The sequence below is a fragment of the Gilliamella mensalis genome, assembly GCF_900103085.1.
Taxonomy (GTDB): Bacteria; Pseudomonadota; Gammaproteobacteria; order Enterobacterales; family Orbaceae; genus Gilliamella; species Gilliamella mensalis.
On the sequence record NZ_FMWR01000017.1, the window covers coordinates 1 to 18,899 of the forward strand.

21 protein-coding genes are annotated in these 18,899 nt (G+C 36.1%); 13 read left to right on the forward strand and 8 right to left on the reverse strand.

Translation table 11 applies throughout. From position 1 onward, the window contains the following. The 6 genes from BQ5209_RS10715 to BQ5209_RS09045 form a co-directional block, all read left to right on the forward strand. The coding region (locus BQ5209_RS10715; RefSeq protein ID WP_167370338.1) for a hypothetical protein at nt 1-970 on the forward strand (970 nt) is incomplete at its 5' end. 18 nt (nt 971-988) lie between these two features. After that, entirely contained in the window at nt 989-1,816 is an 828-nt protein-coding gene (locus BQ5209_RS09025; protein WP_085248271.1) for a DUF6708 domain-containing protein, read from the forward strand. Nucleotides 1,817-1,834: 18 nt separating this feature from the next. Then, on the forward strand, nt 1,835-2,074 hold the full coding sequence (locus tag BQ5209_RS09030) for a hypothetical protein (RefSeq protein ID WP_143421899.1): 240 nt from the start codon (nt 1,835-1,837) through the stop codon (nt 2,072-2,074). 17 nt (nt 2,075-2,091) lie between these two features. Next, nucleotides 2,092-2,916: a DUF6708 domain-containing protein gene (locus BQ5209_RS09035; protein WP_085248275.1), complete on the forward strand. Its 825-nt coding sequence runs from the start codon at nt 2,092-2,094 to the stop codon at nt 2,914-2,916. An 18-nt stretch (nt 2,917-2,934) separates the two neighbouring features. Continuing rightward, nucleotides 2,935-3,174, forward strand: coding sequence for a hypothetical protein (locus BQ5209_RS09040; protein ID WP_143421900.1), 240 nt, complete (start codon nt 2,935-2,937; stop codon nt 3,172-3,174). Between the two features lie 16 nt (nt 3,175-3,190). Continuing rightward, nucleotides 3,191-4,018 (forward strand): DUF6708 domain-containing protein, encoded by an 828-nt coding sequence (locus tag BQ5209_RS09045; RefSeq protein ID WP_085248279.1) that lies wholly within the window; start codon nt 3,191-3,193, stop codon nt 4,016-4,018. 406 nt (nt 4,019-4,424) lie between these two features. On the opposite strand, the gene BQ5209_RS09050 is transcribed toward BQ5209_RS09045, so the two are convergent. The 7 genes from BQ5209_RS09050 to BQ5209_RS09080 all read right to left on the reverse strand — a co-directional run bounded on the left by BQ5209_RS09050 (nt 4,425) and on the right by BQ5209_RS09080 (nt 10,719). Further along, nucleotides 4,425-5,246, reverse strand: a complete 822-nt coding sequence (locus BQ5209_RS09050) for a transporter substrate-binding domain-containing protein (RefSeq protein WP_085248281.1) — start codon at nt 5,244-5,246, stop codon at nt 4,425-4,427. Between the two features lie 70 nt (nt 5,247-5,316). After that, the gene (locus BQ5209_RS09055) at nt 5,317-5,742 is read right to left on the reverse strand and encodes a GNAT family N-acetyltransferase (RefSeq protein ID WP_085248283.1); all 426 of its coding nucleotides are present in this window, start codon (nt 5,740-5,742) and stop codon (nt 5,317-5,319) included. A gap of 14 nt (nt 5,743-5,756) precedes the next feature. Then, complete coding sequence (locus BQ5209_RS09060) at nt 5,757-6,515, reverse strand: amino acid ABC transporter ATP-binding protein (RefSeq protein ID WP_085248284.1); 759 nt, start codon at nt 6,513-6,515, stop codon at nt 5,757-5,759. Next, a complete protein-coding gene (locus BQ5209_RS09065) occupies nt 6,512-7,252 on the reverse strand; it encodes an amino acid ABC transporter permease (RefSeq protein WP_085248286.1) in 741 nt (246 codons plus the stop codon). The genes BQ5209_RS09060 and BQ5209_RS09065 overlap by 4 nt, the downstream gene beginning before the upstream one ends. A gap of 22 nt (nt 7,253-7,274) precedes the next feature. Beyond that, on the reverse strand, nt 7,275-8,246 hold the full coding sequence (locus BQ5209_RS09070; protein WP_085248288.1) for a glutathione S-transferase family protein: 972 nt from the start codon (nt 8,244-8,246) through the stop codon (nt 7,275-7,277). A 166-nt stretch (nt 8,247-8,412) separates the two neighbouring features. Further along, nucleotides 8,413-9,114: a response regulator gene (locus BQ5209_RS09075; protein WP_085248290.1), complete on the reverse strand. Its 702-nt coding sequence runs from the start codon at nt 9,112-9,114 to the stop codon at nt 8,413-8,415. 15 nt (nt 9,115-9,129) lie between these two features. Then, nucleotides 9,130-10,719 (reverse strand): ATP-binding protein, encoded by a 1,590-nt coding sequence (locus tag BQ5209_RS09080; RefSeq protein WP_085248292.1) that lies wholly within the window; start codon nt 10,717-10,719, stop codon nt 9,130-9,132. Nucleotides 10,720-10,903: 184 nt separating this feature from the next. Here BQ5209_RS09080 and BQ5209_RS09085 point away from each other — a divergent pair, with 184 nt between their 5' ends. From BQ5209_RS09085 to citX, 7 genes are all read left to right on the forward strand, one after another. Further along, nucleotides 10,904-12,283: a 2-hydroxycarboxylate transporter family protein gene (locus tag BQ5209_RS09085; protein WP_085248294.1), complete on the forward strand. Its 1,380-nt coding sequence runs from the start codon at nt 10,904-10,906 to the stop codon at nt 12,281-12,283. Between the two features lie 95 nt (nt 12,284-12,378). Beyond that, nucleotides 12,379-13,224, forward strand: coding sequence for a fumarylacetoacetate hydrolase family protein (locus BQ5209_RS09090; protein WP_085248296.1), 846 nt, complete (start codon nt 12,379-12,381; stop codon nt 13,222-13,224). 4 nt (nt 13,225-13,228) lie between these two features. After that, complete coding sequence (gene citC, locus BQ5209_RS09095) at nt 13,229-14,263, forward strand: [citrate (pro-3S)-lyase] ligase (RefSeq protein ID WP_085248298.1); 1,035 nt, start codon at nt 13,229-13,231, stop codon at nt 14,261-14,263. A gap of 21 nt (nt 14,264-14,284) precedes the next feature. Continuing rightward, nucleotides 14,285-14,575, forward strand: a complete 291-nt coding sequence (gene citD, locus BQ5209_RS09100) for a citrate lyase acyl carrier protein (RefSeq protein ID WP_085248300.1) — start codon at nt 14,285-14,287, stop codon at nt 14,573-14,575. Further along, nucleotides 14,572-15,459 carry a citrate (pro-3S)-lyase subunit beta gene (citE, locus tag BQ5209_RS09105; protein WP_085248302.1) on the forward strand — a complete coding sequence of 296 codons (888 nt, stop codon included), beginning with the start codon at nt 14,572-14,574 and terminating at the stop codon, nt 15,457-15,459. The genes citD and citE overlap by 4 nt, the downstream gene beginning before the upstream one ends. Before the next feature lie 12 nt (nt 15,460-15,471). After that, nucleotides 15,472-17,001 carry a citrate lyase subunit alpha gene (gene citF, locus BQ5209_RS09110; RefSeq protein ID WP_085248305.1) on the forward strand — a complete coding sequence of 510 codons (1,530 nt, stop codon included), beginning with the start codon at nt 15,472-15,474 and terminating at the stop codon, nt 16,999-17,001. Nucleotides 17,002-17,078: 77 nt separating this feature from the next. Then, a complete protein-coding gene (gene citX / locus BQ5209_RS09115; RefSeq protein WP_167370339.1) occupies nt 17,079-17,618 on the forward strand; it encodes a citrate lyase holo-[acyl-carrier protein] synthase in 540 nt (179 codons plus the stop codon). Nucleotides 17,619-17,706: 88 nt separating this feature from the next. Here citX and metB read toward each other — a convergent pair whose 3' ends face one another. Beyond that, the gene (gene metB, locus BQ5209_RS09120) at nt 17,707-18,873 is read right to left on the reverse strand and encodes a cystathionine gamma-synthase (RefSeq protein WP_085248309.1); all 1,167 of its coding nucleotides are present in this window, start codon (nt 18,871-18,873) and stop codon (nt 17,707-17,709) included. Between the last annotated feature and the right edge of the window lie 26 nt (nt 18,874-18,899).

An 18,899-nucleotide genomic window follows, 5' to 3' on the forward strand; every position in this document is an offset into this window, starting at 1 on the left:
CGTAGCCAAAGCTTTTGCTGCTATAACTATTTTGGAGGCCTTAGGCGAGTTAAAAAGTGCCTTGGGGATGTGGAATATGGAGGATAAAAGCTATTTTAGATCTAGATTGTTTGGTGCTTTAGCCTTAGGCGCTGGTGCTTTCCTATTATTACTTGAAAGTGGATTAGCTATAGGGATTGGTGCTGCGTTACTAGTTTTAAGTTTATATTTAATTGCTTATAGCAAAAAATACGATAATTTTACCCCTATCGATCACTGGTTAAATCGTTGTTATTTTGGGGTGCAAAAAGAGTTTGCCTATTTGGGGTACGGCGCTTATCACGAAGAGCAGCACTCATTTGTCGGTTTTGGGCATTCGGTGAATGATTATTTGGTTGCCTTGTCGGGCATTGAAACTTTTATCATCTTTAAAAAACCAAGTTCATTTAGTGGGATGAAGCTATATCACCGCCACCTCTATTTTTATTTAACATACCCAAACTGCGCTACTATTGCCCAAAAGCCGTTACAGGCTTCAGTTAAATTATTTGGCAAAAATGGGCAAAGCGATGAGGATTTGATTGAATCTCGTTTTAATATCCGTTCAACAGGGGTAAATAAAGACTCAGTAGAGGCGCATCCCCCAATCCACCTAAACGAAGATAAAGCCAAAGAAACCCTAAAAATCACAGAGTATGTGACCCTCGACAAAGGTTATTTTATGGAACATTATGAAGCAAAAACCTTTAAAACCCTCACTCAGGGCAAAGCAATATGGAAATCTGATTTTAACGATATTGAAAAAATCGAAGTGAAAAAAACCGATCCTAATCAGTCAGATAGCCACCTAACAGCCATAACATGGGTAGCGGGCACCTTTGCTTATGATCTAGTAAATAGCTATCAAATCAATATCAGCCCTAATGCACAAGATGATGACGAAATCCCACTCATCATTAATCGCAGCAGTAACCAATTTCACGATGAATAAATAAAAAGGAGAGTCATCATGCCATCAAAATACCGTCCACAAATCTTTGGTTGGTTTGGCGATCTGGATAAAGGCCCTTATAGTGTGCCCCTGCATGATCGTCGCTTAAGCTATGCCAATAATAACTACTGTGCCTTTATTCGTCAGGATCTCAATGATCAGATTTTTTATACCTGTCTCTATTTTGTTATTGTTATTGTTTTATTAATACTTCTTATTGGTTTTCCTACATTTATTATGGATTATGATCATCTAGATAGTGGTAGCATGCTTTGTTTTATTGGAATTATTGGATTTATTACCTGTTGTCTCGGTATGTATTATGCTGTTCCTCAACTGTATCATAATCTATTCTCCCATTGTGGCAGTCCCATTATATTTAACCGTAAAACGGGTAAAGTCTATGTTAACGAAAGTTACTTTTTTAACTTTAAAGTATTACGACATCCTGCGGTATTTTTACAACCGAAAAAACGCCGTATAAAGGAGTATGATTGGGACGATCTACATGGCGTTATTATTCATAATATGTCGCGTAATGCCCTAACCTCGACCGTGTTAATGGTGTGCAAACCGGGCACGCATCAAGTGATTGATCATATTATGTTAGATCCTATTCGAGCCGGCGCAGGGAGCACATTTGTTTGGGGGTGGATCAATAGTTTTATGGTGTATTATAAATCTGCCAATATCGATGATGGCGAATATAAATCAGATCAAGAAGCGGAATTTAAAGCCCATAGGATTGACGGTCAAGGCTGGCCCGAATGGATGGTTGAAGCGTTTAATGCCACATCATTAGAAGCGCTAGCTGAAATTAAACAACAGCACAATATAACGGAATAGCCCAAAAGCTGTTGCAGTTTGGCAAGAATGGGCAAAGCGGTATGGAAATCTAATTTTAATGATATTGAAAAAATCGAAGTGAAAAAAACCGATCCTAACCAGTCAGATAGCCACCTAACGGCGATAACATGGGTAGCGGGCACCTTTGCCTATGATCTAGTAAATAGCTATCAAATCAATATCAGCCCTAATGCACAAGATGATGACGAAATCCCACTCATCATAAATCGCAGCAGCAACCAATTTCACGATGAATAAATAAAAGGAGAGTAATCATGCCATCAAAATACCGTCCACAAATCTTTGGTTGGTTTGGTGATCTAGGTAAAGGCCCTTATAGTTTGCCCCTGCATGATCGTCGCTTAAGCTATGCCAATAATAACTACTGTGCCTTTATTCGTAAGATTCCTTCTGATCAAGCTTTTTATTTATGTATTTACATTATTGCTGTTATTCTTTTATGCTCTGCAGTAGTTCTATTGTCTATATTGACTTATTTATGTAACCCAATTTTAGAAACCCATATATTTTTAGTTGCGTTAAGTGGTGTCATTTTATGCTTTGTTGCTATGTATCTTGTTATTCCAGAAATTTATCAGAATCTATTTTCCCGTCGTGGTAGTCCCATTATATTTAACCGTAAAACGGGTAAAGTCTATGTTAACGAAAGTGACTTTTTTAACTTTAAGTTTTTACGGCACCCTGCGGTATTTTTACAACCGAAAAAACGCCGTATAAAAGAGTATGATTGGGATGATTTGCATGGCGTTATTATTCATAATATGTCGCGTAATGCCCTAACCTCGACCGTGTTAATGGTGTGCCAACCGGGAACGCATCAAGTGATTGATCATATTATGTTAGATCCTATTCGAGCCGGCGCTGGTAGTACATTTGTTTGGGGTTGGATCAATAGTTTTATGGTTTTTTATAAATCTGCTAATATCGATGACGGCGAATATAAATCAGATCAAGAAGCGGAATTTAAAGCCCATAGGATTGACGGTCAAGGCTGGCCCGAATGGATGGTTGAAGCGTTTAATGCCACATCATTAGAAGAGTTAGCTGAAATTAAACAACAGCACAATATAACGGAATAGCCCAAAAGCCGTTACAGTTTGGCAAGAATGGGCAAAGCGGTATGGCAAGCCCATTTTAATGATATTGAAAAAATCGAAGTGAAAAAAACCGATCCTAACCAGTCAGATAGCCACCTAACGGCGATAACATGGGTAGCGGGCACCTTTGCTTATGATCTAGTAAATAGCTATCAAATCAATATCAGCCCTAATGCACAAGATGATGACGAAATCCCACTCATCATAAATCGCAGCAGCAACCAATTTCACGATGAATAAATAAAAGGAGAATAAAATGCCATCAAAATACCGTCCACAAATCTTTGGTTGGTTTGGCGATCTGGATAAAGGTCCACGTTTAGTGCCCCTGCATGATCGTCGCTTAAGCTATGCCAATAATAACTACTGTGCCTTTATTCGTCAGGATCTCAATGATCAGATTTTTTATGCTTGCCTTTATTTTGTTGCTATTATTTTGGGAAGTATATTAGTTGTTGGTTCTTTTATAATGATTTTCTGGTTCAATGATTCTGACATTGGTGACAAACTAACGATAATGGGGATAATTGGCTTTATTGCCTGTTGTGCCGCTTTATATCTATCCATTCCTGAATTTTACCAAAATGCTTTCTCCCGTCGAGGCAGTCCCATTATATTTAACCGTAAAACGGGTAAAGTCTATGTTAACGAAAGTTATTTTTTTAACTTTAAAGTATTACGGTACCCTGCGGTATTTTTGCAACCGAAAAAACGCCGAATAAAGGAGTATGATTGGGATGATTTGCATGGTGTTGTTATTCATAATATGTCACGTAATGCCCTAACCTCGACCGTGCTAATGGTGTGCCAACCGGGAACGCATCAAGTGATTGATCATATCATGCTAGATCCTATTCGAGCCGGCGCAGGGAGTACATTTGTTTGGGGTTGGATCAATAGTTTTATGTTTTTTTGTGATGTTGCCAATATCGATGATGGCGAATATAAATCAGATCAAGAAGCGGAATTTAAAGCCCATAGGATTGCCGGTCAAGGCTGGCCCGAATGGATGGTTGAAGCATTTAATGCCACATCGCAAGCAGAGTTAGCTGAAATTAAACAACGGTACAATATAACGGAATAGCCCAAAAGCCGTTACAGTTTGGCAAGAATGGGCAAAGTCATGAGGATTTTTCAGCGGATTTAATTGCGATCACTTGTTTTTGTCTCAGTACAACTGAATAAAGTTAAAATAAATAGAATGTCTAATAACTTTAGGTTCCCAAAAATACCTATAGTATTATCAACAAAATGCTCCAGCAACTTCGTTGTACAAAGGCAAGGGATATTGATCCTAGCGAAAACAGTCAAGCTATGATTTACTTGCTCGAAACTTTTCTTCCATAAAGTGGAATGCAAATGTGTCTCTTCCCTCCAATTTTTCATTATGTCAATGTTGGCTTAATTATTCGACCTGATAAGAGGATAACCGATGCTTATCCACTATGAGATAAAAGAATCGATTATCAATTAAAAGAATAAAAAATTGCTTATTTAGGTGAATAATCAGCACTAAAATAGTGATCACTTATTTTCGATAATTCACCATTACTAATGAGCTTTTTGATCCCCTCATTAATATCTTTAGTTAGCTGTTCGCCTTTACTCCCTTTACTGATTAATAAGTAACTATATGGCGAACCAATACGATCAGCATCTTCTTTGTTTAATTCTATTATTTTAAGACTAAGATTATGTTCGTTAATCAATTGTGATAGCATCACTTTATCGATTAATTGAAAATCATATTGTCCGGTTTCAACATGTTGAAGTACTGGTAATAAATCAGCTTCACTATACACAATTTTAACAGGATTATTGGGATGCTGTTCATTATAAATCTCTAATGCGGTAGCATAATTCAGTCCCGGTGTCACTTCGGTTGATTTGCCATTTAGATCGGCAAAGTTTTTAATATCGTTATTGTTTTTTGCCACCGCAATGGCGTATTGGTTTTTAAAAATAGGATCAGAATAAAAATATTTTTCTTTGCGCTTTTCATTCATGGCATAATTATTGGCACCTACCTGATAACGTTGCGCATCAAGCCCTGCTAAAACCGATGGAAATTCTGTAAGTTCAAAGCTAATCTCATATTGCGGTAACTTTGCAAATATTGCTTTTACCACATCAATATCATACCCCATTAACTCTCCTTTCTCATTTACTGTGGTGAAAGGGCTCGGTGCACCCGATGTTGCAATAATAATTGTTTCTTTACCTTTTGCTTCTTCGCCTTTATTTTGGTTATCACAGCCAATTAATAATAAAGTCCCTACTGCTAAAATACTTAACCATTTTTTGTAATTCATAAAGCTATTTTCTCCTTAACTTTGGCTTAACATTGCCAACGGATTTATTGAACTGTTTTTTATCTACATTTTAAATAAAACCCATGTTTCTCATGTCAGTTATATGATCAGCTTGATAACGTGCCATACCTGTTTTCATTACTTCAAAACCTAAATTTTTATAAAATTCGACGGTTTGTGGATGGGTGTAAAGGATGATATTGCACTGTTTTACTTGATCAACGAGTTTATCAACAATCAGCCGTCCATACTGCTGGCCATGTAGATGTTGTGCCAATGCAATGTTATATATAGCTGCCTGACAAACACCATCAGATAACGCACGTCCAACACCCACTACTCGGTTTTTTTCCATTAAAAATACAACAGCATAGCTATTACGAAACACTAGTTCTTGTGTTTTAGCATCCAATGAACTAAGTCCATAAAAAGTCAGTAAATCAGCAACATCTTGCCAATTAATTCCATCGCAATGTTGTTGAATAATAATATTCATTCATACTCCATTTATTAAATTTCATAATCTATTTGCCCTGCAGAATAATATCTGGCTAAAAAATCTTTGGTTCTTGATTGAGTTGGATTTGAAAACACCTGCTGCGGTGAACCATCTTCAATGATTTGCCCTTTATCTAAAAATAGCACCCGAGTTGCAATATCATGTACAAAACTCATTTCATGAGAAACTAAAATCATAGTAATGCCTGATTTAGCGGCTATTTTGATGGTTGCTAACACTTCACCCACCAGTTCAGGATCAAGTGCCGAGGTGGGTTCATCAAGCAACAACACTTTCGGTTCCATAGCTAACGCCCTAGCAATTGCCACTCGTTGTTGTTGCCCACCTGATAACTGTTTTGGATAATGATAGATTCGCTCCGCAAGTCCAACCTGAGCCAATTTTTCATAGGCTATCTGCTGCGCTTTATCCTTTGGATATTTTTTCACAATCATTAATCCTTCCATAACATTTTCTAAAGCATTTTTTTGTTGAAATAAATTGAATTGTTGAAATACCATTGCTGTTTGCTGACGAAATGCGACAATTTCATGCCTTTTTCTACAACTAACATCAAATTCAAAATGATCAATACGGATCTGACCTTGTTGTGGTTTTTCTAATAAATTTAAACACCGTAAGAGTGTTGATTTACCGGCACCCGATGCCCCAATAATCGCGACAATTTCATGGGGGCGAATATGAAAGTTAAGTTGATTCAATATCAGATTATGATGAAAAGATAATGTTAAATTTTGCACATTAATCATAATAATTTTCCTCGGCGATAACTGGGGGTGTTAACACTGTCAGAAATGGTTAAGCGCTTTTCCAAATATTTCATAATCAGTTCAATAATAATGGTTAATGCCCAATAAATTAATGCCAATGAAATATAAACTTCAAAATAACGATAACTATGCCCAGCTAAAGTTTTCCCTCGACCGGTCATTTCGGTTACCGAACAGACAAATGCTAATGATGTACCTTTTAGTAAACCAATTAACGCATTACCTAAATTAGGTAAGGCCACAATAACAGCTTCAGGAATGATAATTCTTCGTAACAATTGGCTATAGGTCATGCCCAATGATTGCGCGGCTTCAATCTGCCCTTTATTCACAGACTGTAATGCTGCGCGGATTGTCTCTGAATTATAGGCTGCCTCGTTAAACGAAAAAGCAATTAACACAAACAACATTGGAGATATGCCATTAATATTGTAGTGAGTGTCATAAAAATAATTGATATAACGCAATAAGATAGGAATACCATAAAAGCTTAAATAGAGCTGTACTAATAATGGCGTTCCTCTTATAAAAGAGACAAATACCACTGATATTTGCGATAATATCGGTATTTTATTCATTTTGATGATGGCAATAATCAATCCTAATATTACCCCAAGTAGCATCGAGAAAAAGGTAATAAAAAGCGTTACAGGCAGATAAGCAAGTAACATTGGGATTTGAGTAAAAATCAATCCAACATCTAATATATTTGGCATTGTAATTATCCCATTAATAAAATTAGTGAGTTGAACTAAACTGCTTATCTCGGTTGTGGGGGGTATGCCAATGGCTTATATCTGGTCCTAAAGGTAAGATATCATAAGGATTATGCGCATTATCGCCCAAAAAATAGCCTTTCTTTATTGCTTCAAAATCAGTTGTTTCACCAAAAGCAGGTATTTGATAAAGATCTCGAGCATAAGCCCATAAGTTAGGGTAGTCGATAATTCGATTACGATTGGTTTTAAAGGCGCCATAGTAGGCAACATCAAATCGAGCTAATGTCACATAGAGGCGAATATCAGAATCAGTTATCTTATCACCGAATAGATAACGCGATTGACTCAAACGCTGTTCTAGCTTATCTAATCGATTAAAAACAAGATGATAAGCATGTTCATAAGCTTTTTGCGAACGAGCAAAACCTGCTTTATACACGCCATTATTTACTTCATGGAATATTACATCGTTTAACGCATCAATATCCGCACGTAATTTTTCAGGATAAAGATCAGGCGCCCCCCTTTTATGAAAAGGTTTAAATGCGGTTTCCCAATAATAGGTCAGTTTAAAATAATCATTATTGACAACTTTGCCCGTTTTTACATCGACAACCGTTGGCACTGTCGCCCTGCCGTCATACTCAGAATCAGTTGAAGCATAGATTTCAGGTAGATAACGAATACCCAGTACAGGATCGACACCACCAGCATCAAGCGAAAATTCCCAGCCATTAGAGGTTCTAATCGGGCTTACTTTACCTACACTAATTACATCGTCTAATCCCAATAATTTGATAGCTATCATTGAACGATGTGCCCAAGGACAAATAGCTGCCCAAATTAAACGATAACGGTCGGCTTCAACGGGTAATTGTTCGGGATTATTGCCAAATGGTGTATCAAAACGATTAGCTTGGCGGACAAATGCTCCATTTTTATCAATCTCATTATTTTCATTAGTAACGACCTTTCCTATAGCAAAAGACATATGCTTACTCCTTATTATTTTGGTACTGCAAAATTTAACTATCTAACATCTTAGTCCAATCTAGCATCAAATATTTTGCAGTTAAAATAACAAATAAGCATATTTATATAATTATCAATTATATAGAAAGTAAGCTACTATATGAAAATAGTCTTAAGTTAAATATTTATTTTCCTAAACGTCTATATAATCTTTCTGGACGACCAATCTTTCCGTGATTAAGTTCGACTGTTAATAATTTAATTTGGACACAATACTCTAAATATCGCCTAGCAGTTGTTTTGCTAATATTGGCTTTTTCTACTATTTCATCAACAGTAAGTGCGTTCTCACTCTGCATAAAAATGTCTTTCACTTTTTGTAATGTGATTTCCTCAATGCCTTTTGAGTGACGGTTCATATTAACAAAGTCTTTAGTTTGCAAATTGAAAAGCTCATCAATTTTTCTTTGATTGACGTGTTTTTGTAGGCTTTGTCGATATAAAAAGAGTTCAAAACGCTCAAGTGAATGCTTTAATCGTTGATAAGAGACCGGTTTAATCAAGTAATCAAACGCTCCATAACGAATTGCTTTACTACAAGTATCCATATCACTTGCTGCGGTAATAAAAATAACATAACAATCTAGATGATTGTTGATGATGTATTCAAATAATTCTATTCCTTTTCCATCAGGCAAATAGTTATCAAGTAATATTAAGGTTGGTTTTAATTTTTCTACCATTTTTTTAGCTTCAGATAAATTCGAAGCAATACCTACTACTTTGACTTTTGTATCTTTTTGAATAAACTCTGCATTGAGTTCTGCTAAAATAGGCTCATCTTCAACAATAAGCACTTTAATGTTATCTTCTTGAAATTCTTTCATATAATTGCCTTTCTACTATTTAGGTATAAATACAGAAAAAATTGTTCCATAAGGGGTATTATCTTCAAATGTAATATAACCATTGGCCTTTTTTATATAGGTGGAAACAAGGTGTAAACCAATGCCATGTTCTTTCCCCTCTTGAGATGTAACGCCGGGTTCAAAAATTGAATCACGAATATTTTCATCAATACCACAACCTTGGTCACTGATCTCAAGTACAAGTTCATCTGTTGCATCACTAAGATATAAATAAATTGTTTTATCGCCATGATCATTTTTTAAACTGGCATTAAAGGCATTATCAAGCAAATTACCTAAAATTGACATAAATTCTGTTTCGGTGATAAGTGAAGGTAGTGCACTTAATTGGCATGCAGGATCAAAGATTAGATTTAATCCAATTTCATGTGATTTTGAATATTTACCAATTAACAAACCACATACAGCTGGCACTTTAAAATGTGCAGTAATAAAATCTAAATTATTTTGATTATCAGCAAAATGCAATGCGATAAAAGACTGCGCTTCTTCATATCGTTTCATATAAATTAAACCTGATAACGTTGCCAACCAGTTTAAATGCTCATGCCTTAATGCACGCAAATTATCAACATATTGTGTTACTTGCGTTAATTGCATACTTAATATATTAATATCATCAAAGTTACGAAATGTAATGACCCAACCTTGAGTTTTATCATCGATGACCACCCGAACTTTGCTGGCAATGACAATAATGTTGTTGAAATAACAAATATGATCATGTATGTCTTCAGTTTGGTTATCATTTTTATAAATAAAATCGCTTGATTTAATAAACGACCTCAAATCATGTTTATGTAATTCATCATCACTTATTTTAATATCTAACATCGTACGAGCAGATTGATTAATATTGATAATTTTATAATTAAGATCAATTGCAATAACCCCCTCAAAAATCGACTCCATGATCGACTTTTGGCTTTTCACCAATAGTGCAATTGCTTTAGGCTCCAAATTAAACATCTGTTTTTTAATTGCTTTTGAAAAGCAATATGAAAAGATAAATAACGCTAAAAACAATAAAGAACAAAAAAAGATAAATGGTATAAATTGCTTTATATGCAATGCATAAATTCCATCAATCATGTAACCGACCGAGACTATGCCGATAATTTTACCATGATCGTTAATTGGTGCTTTCCCTCTTAATGCTAAGCCAAGAGAACCTTCACTAATGGAGATGCTACTATTACCGTTAAGAACCTCTTGGTTATCACCACCGACCATTGGCGAGTGTAACGGGCTATTAGCCGTGTGAAATAAACGATTAGCATTCGCATCGCCAATAACAATATAACTTGCGTCGCTTTGCTCAAATATCTCTGTGATTAAATTAGCAATTTTATTTGTATCTTTTTCTTTGACATATTCAATTAAACTTGGTAAAACAGATAGCTCTTTTGCTTGAATTTGCGCCTTTTCGCCCAAACTTCTATATAAGTTCGTTTCGGTGGTGTTCCAAATATAGCTTTGTAACAGCGCAAGAACGATCAATGAAAAAAACAAAAGCGATAAAAAAAGCTTTGTTGTAAACGATAACTGGATTTTTTTTCGCATTTTTCCATTCGCTTTTCAAATTAAACTCTGATAAGTGTAACACAGCATTAAAAAATATATAGCCTTTAAAACCATAAAAACCATAGTTAATTTATGATTTATATCACAAAATTTTCATTAATTTTTTGTAAAGATAGACACCAACAATTTCGAATAAATTAAGACATTTTGGAGAAAAAAATAAATGGTGAATTTTAACTCATCTGAAAAAAATATTAATGGAAAAGAATCAACGAGTAAGCCAGCCGAAGAGAGGTTATATGGCTGGCCATATAATTGGTGGCGACTAATGGATAACTATAAAATTGGTGTAATCCCGCTTCCATTATTTATTATTGCCGGTATTCTTATCTTTGCGGAAGTGTTAGTAACAGGCAAATTACCTAGCGAAATCGTTGTGATGGTGGTTACTTGTGCTTTCTTTGGTTTTTTATGTGGTGAAATTGGTAAACGCTTACCTGTTGTTGGAAAAATGGGAGCTGCGGCAATTTGTGCAACCTTTATTCCATCTGCACTCGTTTATTATGGTATTTTGCCTACACCAGTTGTTGAAGCAACAACCAAATTCTACAAAGATACGCATATCCTTTATTTATACATTTGCTGCATCATCGTAGGTAGTATTATGAATATGGATAAGAAAACACTTATTCAAGGATTCTTAAAAATCTTCGGTCCAATGTTATGCGGTGAAATCGTTGGTATGCTTGTTGGTGTTGGTGTTGGTTATTTACTTGGTTTAACACCATTTGAAACTTTCTTCTTCTTAGTATTACCAATTATGGCAGGTGGCGTTGGTGAAGGTGCAATCCCTCTTTCTATTGGATACGCTTCAATTTTAGGTATGGAGCAAGGGGAAGCGCTTGGACGTGTATTACCAATAGTAATGTTAGGTGGTTTAACAGGTATTATCTGTGGTGGTATTCTTAACCGCATCGGTAAAGCTTATCCACACTTAACTGGTAACGGTCGACTATTACCTGCAGACGATGAGATTGCTGATAAAAAAGCGGCGAAAACAGAATCTATTATTGATGTGACAACATTTGCTTCAGGTGTATTATTAGCAGCTATTCTTTATATGGTGGGTATGATTGGTCACAAAGTGACGGGTATTCCAGCACCAGTAGGAATGCTATTTGCGGCAGTTTTTGTTAAACTAGTATCTGGTGTTTCACCTAAAGTATTAAGTGGTTCACAAGTTGTTTACAAATTTTTCCAAACATCTGTTACCTATCCAATTTTATTTGCCGTAGGTGTGGCAATTACACCATGGGATAAAATCGTTGCAGCATTCACTGTTACAAACTTAATTGTTATTGTTTGTACGGTAGTTAGTTTAGTCACCACTGGTTTCTTTGTTGCGAAAAAACTTGGCATGTACCCTGTTGATGCTGCTGTTATTTCTTGTTGTCAAAGTGGTCAAGGTGGAACAGGTGACGTTGCGATCTTAACAGCTGCAGAACGTATGGAGCTTATGCCATTTGCACAAATTGCAACTCGTATTGGCGGTGCAATTAATGTATCAATATCATTACTAATTCTCGGCAATTTCTTAGTATAGATTTTACATTTCAAAGAGCGACCTTAGTTTATACTAAGGTTGTTCATTTTTATTTCGTATTTATAATTAACACAAACAGCTTTTAAGGAGTTTTCATGAAGCTTGTCAGTTATCTTGTCTCTGGTAGAGCAAGTTTTGGTCTTCTTACTCACAACGGTATTGTTGATTTAAAGCAAAAATTAGGTGATAAATATGCCGATTTAAAATCACTGCTTGCAGATAAAGAAGGACTATCTGTTGCCAAAACCTATCTTGATGCCCCAAGTGACATTGATGAACAAGACATTACTTATTTACCCGTCATTCCAAATCCAAACAAAATTTTATGTGTTGGCATGAACTATGCCGAAAAACGAGCTGAATTTAATGAAACCAGCTCCGCACCAACTCTGTTCGTTCGTTTTCCTGACTCTCAAACTGGTCACAAAACCAATATTATTAAACCAGCTATTACTAATGAATTGGATTATGAAGGCGAGTTAGCCATTATCATTGGTAAAGCTGGTTTTCGTATTAAGGTTGAAGATGCGTTATCATATGTAGCAGGTTATAGCTGTTATATGGATGGCTCAATTCGTGACTGGCAATATACATGGTTTACCGCTGGTAAAAACTGGCCAAGCACTGGTGCATTCGGTCCATGTATTACAACAAGTGACGAGATTGCCGATCCAAAAGAATTATCGTTAACCACTTATTTAAATGGCGAGCAAATGCAACATGATTCTATCAAAAATCTTGTGCATACGGTGCCTGAATTAATTTCATATATCAGTACATTTACTCATTTATCACCTGGGGATGTCATTCTTACGGGTTCACCTGGTGGAGTGGGTAAAAAACGTCACCCGCCTGTGTTTATGCAAGATGGTGATATTATTGAAGTTGAAATTACCAAAATTGGGCGTTTAACTAACTCTGTTGTTGCAGAAAAAAGGTAACATTATGTATGATTTAGCTGATTACACTGTTGTTGATATTTCCAAATCAAAACAAGATTATCAAGAAATTGAGCAGCTATTGTCGCGCTCTGATCTCAATTTAGATTCACAAGTTACCATTTTTATGGTCGTAAAAATCGATGCTAAAATTATAGCTTGTGCAGGGATTGATCGTGATATTATAAAATGCGTTGCTATTGATCCTGATTACCGTGGCAATCAACTAAATCTCACTTTAATGGATCACACCATAAAATATGCTAACGAAAACGGTTATTTTCACCTTTTTTTATATACAAAGCCTGAAAATATAGATTTTTTTAAAGGATGTGGTTTTTATCCTATTGTTGAAATCACCGATCTTGCTGTCTTAATGGAAAATAATCCTGTTGGCATTAAACAGTACTGTAAGCAACTGCACGCACAGCAAAAAGAGGGAAAAAAGATTGGCAGTATTGTTATGAATGCCAACCCTTTTACTAAAGGCCATCAATATCTTATACAATATGCAGCCAGCCAATGTGATTGGTTACATGTTTTTGTCGTCAATGAAAATGCATCACAATTTTCATTTGATACACGTTTAAAGTTAGTCAAAGATGGCACGAAACAGATAAAAAATGTTACTGTGCATGCTAGCTCACCTTATATTATTTCTAGGGCAACATTTCCGACTTATTTTCTAAAAGATAAGGCAAAAATTGATCGAGCCTATATGGGTATCGACCTGCTTATATTCCGAAATTATATTGCACCAACACTTAATATTACTTATCGATTTGTTGGTACTGAACCTTTTGATGAAGTCACTAAAGCTTATAATGAAGCAATGTCTTATTGGCTTACAGATAAAACAGTCAGTGAACAATCAGCAATTACTGTTGTTGAAGTTCCACGGATAACCGAAGGCGACACTATCGTATCGGCATCATTAGTGAGAAAATTATTGGCATCTGAGCAATATGAAGAGGTAAAAAAGCTAGTTCCATCTACTACATGGGATTACCTTTCAGCTAATTTGGATAAATTTAAAATTTAATACGTTTTTAAAGGTAAAAAAATGAAAATACAAAAAGAAGCCATGGCAGGGACTCTTGAATCTAGCGATTTGTTAGTCAAAGCCATACCAAACACGGGAATTGAAATTGTTATTAATAGTGATGTTAATAAACAATTCGGCGATCAAATTCGTGCAGTTGTTGAGCAAACTTTAAATGAGCTTAATGTAACCGACGGTTTAATCATTATTGATGATAAAGGTGCACTTGATTGTGCTATTAAAGCAAGAGTTCAATGTGCGGTATTACGTGGCGCAGAAGAAGAAAACTTAGATTGGAGTAAATTATTATGAAAAAATTACGTCGAAGTATGCTATTTCTTCCAGGTGCAAACGCCGCAATGTTATCGACTTCGTTTGTTTATAAACCTGACTCAATCATGTTCGATCTGGAAGATGCTGTTTCTATTAAAGAAAAAGATTCAGCACGTTTATTAGTAGCACAAACATTGCTTCTTCCTGTTTATAAAGAGCACGGAATTGAAACAGTAGTACGAATCAACTCACTTGATACTCCATTTGGTTTAAAAGACCTTGAAGCAGTAGTAAGAGCGGGTGTTGACGTAGTACGTTTACCGATGACTAACTGCGCAGAAGATATTCATGAATTAGAAGCACACGTTGAAAGAATTGAAAAAGAGTGTGGGCGTGAAGTGGGTAGCACTAAATTAATGGCGGCAATTGAATCGGCTCAAGGCGTTGTTAATGCCGTTTCTATTGCTCAATCTTCTCCACGCTTAATCGGTATTGCACTAGCTGCATTTGACTATCTTGTTGATATGCAAACAGAGCGTGGCGATGGTACTGAGTTATTTTATGCTCGCTGTGCAGTATTACATGCAGCACGTGTAGCTGGCATTGATGCATTTGATGTGGTGTATTCAAATGTTAATGATGATGAAGGTTTCTTAAAAGAAGTTAGCCTAATTAAAAAACTCGGATATAACGGTAAATCACTTATCAATCCAAGACAAATTGAACTATTACATAATGCATATGCTCCAACAGCGGCTGAAGTGGAAAATGCACAAAAAGTGGTTGAAGCAGCAGAAGAAGGTGAAAGAAAAGGCCTTGGCGTTATTTCCCTAAACGGCAAAATGATTGATGCACCGATTATAGCTCGTGCTAGAAAAGTTATCGAGTTGGCAAAATATTCTGGTGTTCGTAAAGAAATTTGATAGGATTGAAAAATGACTACTTCTATAAACAAAAAAATTGATGATTTGCTTAAACAGCACCCTGATCTCAAGAATATTACGCCTTTTGTTGACGCTAACGCAACAACACCATATTTAAAAGATGAGTCTAAATACACGCGTAAATTGTGTGATTCTATTGAACAGGCAATCAAAAAATGTGAATTACGCGATGGTATGACTATCTCTTTTCACCACGCATTCCGTGAAGGTGATAAGGTTATCAACAAAGTTGTTGAAACTATCAGTAAATTAGGTATTAAAAACTTAACACTAGCTTCAAGTTCGTTATTAAGCTGTAACTCAGCATTAATACCTCATATCGAATCAGGTGTAATTACTAAAATTTATACCTCTGGTCTACGTGGTAAATTAGCCGATGCAATTTCACACGGTTTAATGGAAAACCCTGTCCATATCCATTCTCATGGTGGACGAGTAAAACTTATCCAAAGCGGTGAAATTAACATTGATATCGCCTTTTTAGCTGTATCAACAGCTGATGAGCAAGGTAACGCGAATGGTGTATCAGGTAAATCACAATGTGGTGCTCTTGGTTATGCCATGGTTGATGCGCAATTTGCGAAGAAAGTAGTATTACTTACTGAAGATATCGTTGGTTATCCTAACCATCCAGCAAGTATTCGCCAAGATCAAGTTGACTATATTGTTAAAGTTGATGAAGTCGGTGATCCAACTAAAATCAGTGTGGGGGCAGCACGTATCACTAGCAATCCACGCGAACTGATGATCGCGCGTTATGCTGCTGATGTTATTGAACACTCAGGCTATTTCAAAGATGGTTTCTCAATCCAAACAGGTTCTGGTGCATCGTCAACTGCGGCAACTCGTTTCCTTGAAAATCGTATGCGTGCGAAAAATATTACTGCATCATTTGCATTAGGTGGTATTACAGCAAGTATTGTTGATCTTCATGAAAAAGGCTTGGTTAAACGCTTATTAGATACTCAAAGCTTTGATGGCACCGCCGGACAATCTTTAGGTAAAAATAAAGATCATATTGAAGTATCAACCAATGTTTATGCAAACCCTGCATCAAAAGGTGCGAGCGTTGATGAACTTGATATTGTTATTTTAAGTGCTTTAGAAATTGACCTTGATTACAATGTTAATGTATTAACTGGTTCTGACGGCGTTATGCGTGGTGCATCTGGTGGTCACTGTGATACAGCTGCTGGTGCAAACTTGACAATCGTTGTTGCCCCACTAATTCGCAGCCGTATTCCAACTGTAATTAAAAAGGTAACAACACTAGTTACTCCTGGTGAAAGTGTTGATGTACTTGTGACTGACCATGGTATTGCGGTTAATCCTAATCGCCCAGAAATTGCTGAACGTTTAAAAGCAGCTAATTTGCCAATTATGAGCATTGAAGAGCTTTATCAACGTGCTGTATCTTTAACTGGTGAACCAAAACCAATCGAGTTTAAAGATAAAATTGTTGGTATTGTACATTTCCGCGACGGTTCAGTTATTGATGTCGTACGTCAAGTTAAAGACTAATTTTAGTCTTAATTAATAGAGTAATGGCCTAACATGTAAAAGTGTTATGCTATTACTATTTTTATTCAATGGAAAAAATGCTAATTAAATTTGATGATGGCACTCCAATTAATCTTGAGCAAATGCTATTAGCCAAGGAAAAGCGAGTGGAAAACCAAAAACAGGCAATGATATGTTATAAACATCCGATCATATCATTAAGCCTAGTTATTCCGGGTGCTATAAAAAACAGCAGCGGTGCTCGTTATCTTTTTGATGAAGCTATCAAAGCTTTACAGCACTGTTTTTTACAAAATGACATCACGATAATCAATGAAGATCACTATCACTACATCACCGGTTCAGAAGCCATTATAGCAGTAAAATGTTCAGCTAAGACGCTTAAAAAATACTGTATGGATATTGAAAATAATCACCCTTTAGGGCGTTTGTGGGATATTGATGTTATTGACATTGTTACACAACAAAGCCTGTCACGCTCACAATTTGACAACCAACCAAGGCAATGTCTGGTCTGTCATGAAGCAGCAAAAGTATGCGGTAGAGCCAAACGACATTCAATCAATGAAATTTTTATAGCGATTGAAAAAAAGATAGAAAAATTCCAGCAAATATAAACAATAATCATCATTGCAAATAGCGCGGATTGATGAAATAACACAACTACCATATATCATCAACCCTAATTATAATCTATAAAAACAGTTAAATTGTTTCAAGTGCTTGCTGTAAATCAGCCAGTAAATCTGTAATATCTTCCAAACCAACTGAAATACGCAATAATTGATCTGAAATACCAGCTGTTTTTCGTGCTTCAGCACTAATACCTGAATGTGTCATTGTCGCTGGATGACACACAAGACTTTCAACTCCACCAAGTGATTGAGCCAATGTAAAAATATTAAGAGCCTTTAAAAATTTCGGCATCACATCGGCATCGCCAGCTAATTCAAAACTGAGTAATGAACCAAAACCTTTCTGTTGTTTTTTAGCGATATCATGCCCAAGGTTAGTTGGTAAAGATGGATGAAATACTTTGGCTATTTTGGGATGGCTAGCAAGGAATGCAACGACTCTTTGTGCATTGTCTTGTTGCAAATTCACACGTGCAGCAAGGGTTCGTAACCCACGTAATAAAAGATAACTATCAAATGATGAGGTCAATGTACCAATGTTATTTGCCCACCATAAAACATCTGTAGCAAGTTGTTGGTCTTTAAAGACTAAAATCCCTGCTAATAAATCTGAATGACCGTTTAAAAATTTAGTACAAGAGTGAGTAACAATATCAGCACCAAGCTCTAATGGTTTTTGCAAAATAGGCGTCATAAACGTATTATCGACTAAAACTAAAGCACCTACGTCATGTGCTTGCTGCGCAATTTTTTTAATATCAACAACACGCAGTAATGGATTACTTGGTGTCTCAATCAAGACTAATTTAGGATGCAAGCTTAATGCTTCTTGCAATGCGCCCAAGTCAGACTGATCAACAAATTTTACCTTAAAATAACCTTTCTGGCTCAAACTATTAAACAGCCGATAGCTACCGCCATAACAATCATGAGGGGCAACAACTAAATCATTTGGCGCTAATAAGGCAACGCTAATAAGGTGAATTGCTGACATGCCACAGTTAGTTAAAATAGCATCGACACCACCTTCTAATTTTGCAACAGTCTCTTCCACCAATCGACGACTTGGATTGGCTTTGCGCGCATAATCAAATTCTCTTGGTTTCGCAAATTCTTCATAACGATAACACGTAGATGGTGTGATAACAGGTACAACACTGCCATATTGATCATCAGTATTGAGCCCACCACGAACAGCAATTGTTCCTTGGCTTAAATTGTTAGCTTGGCTAGTCATAATAACGCTCCCCCTAAATAATACTT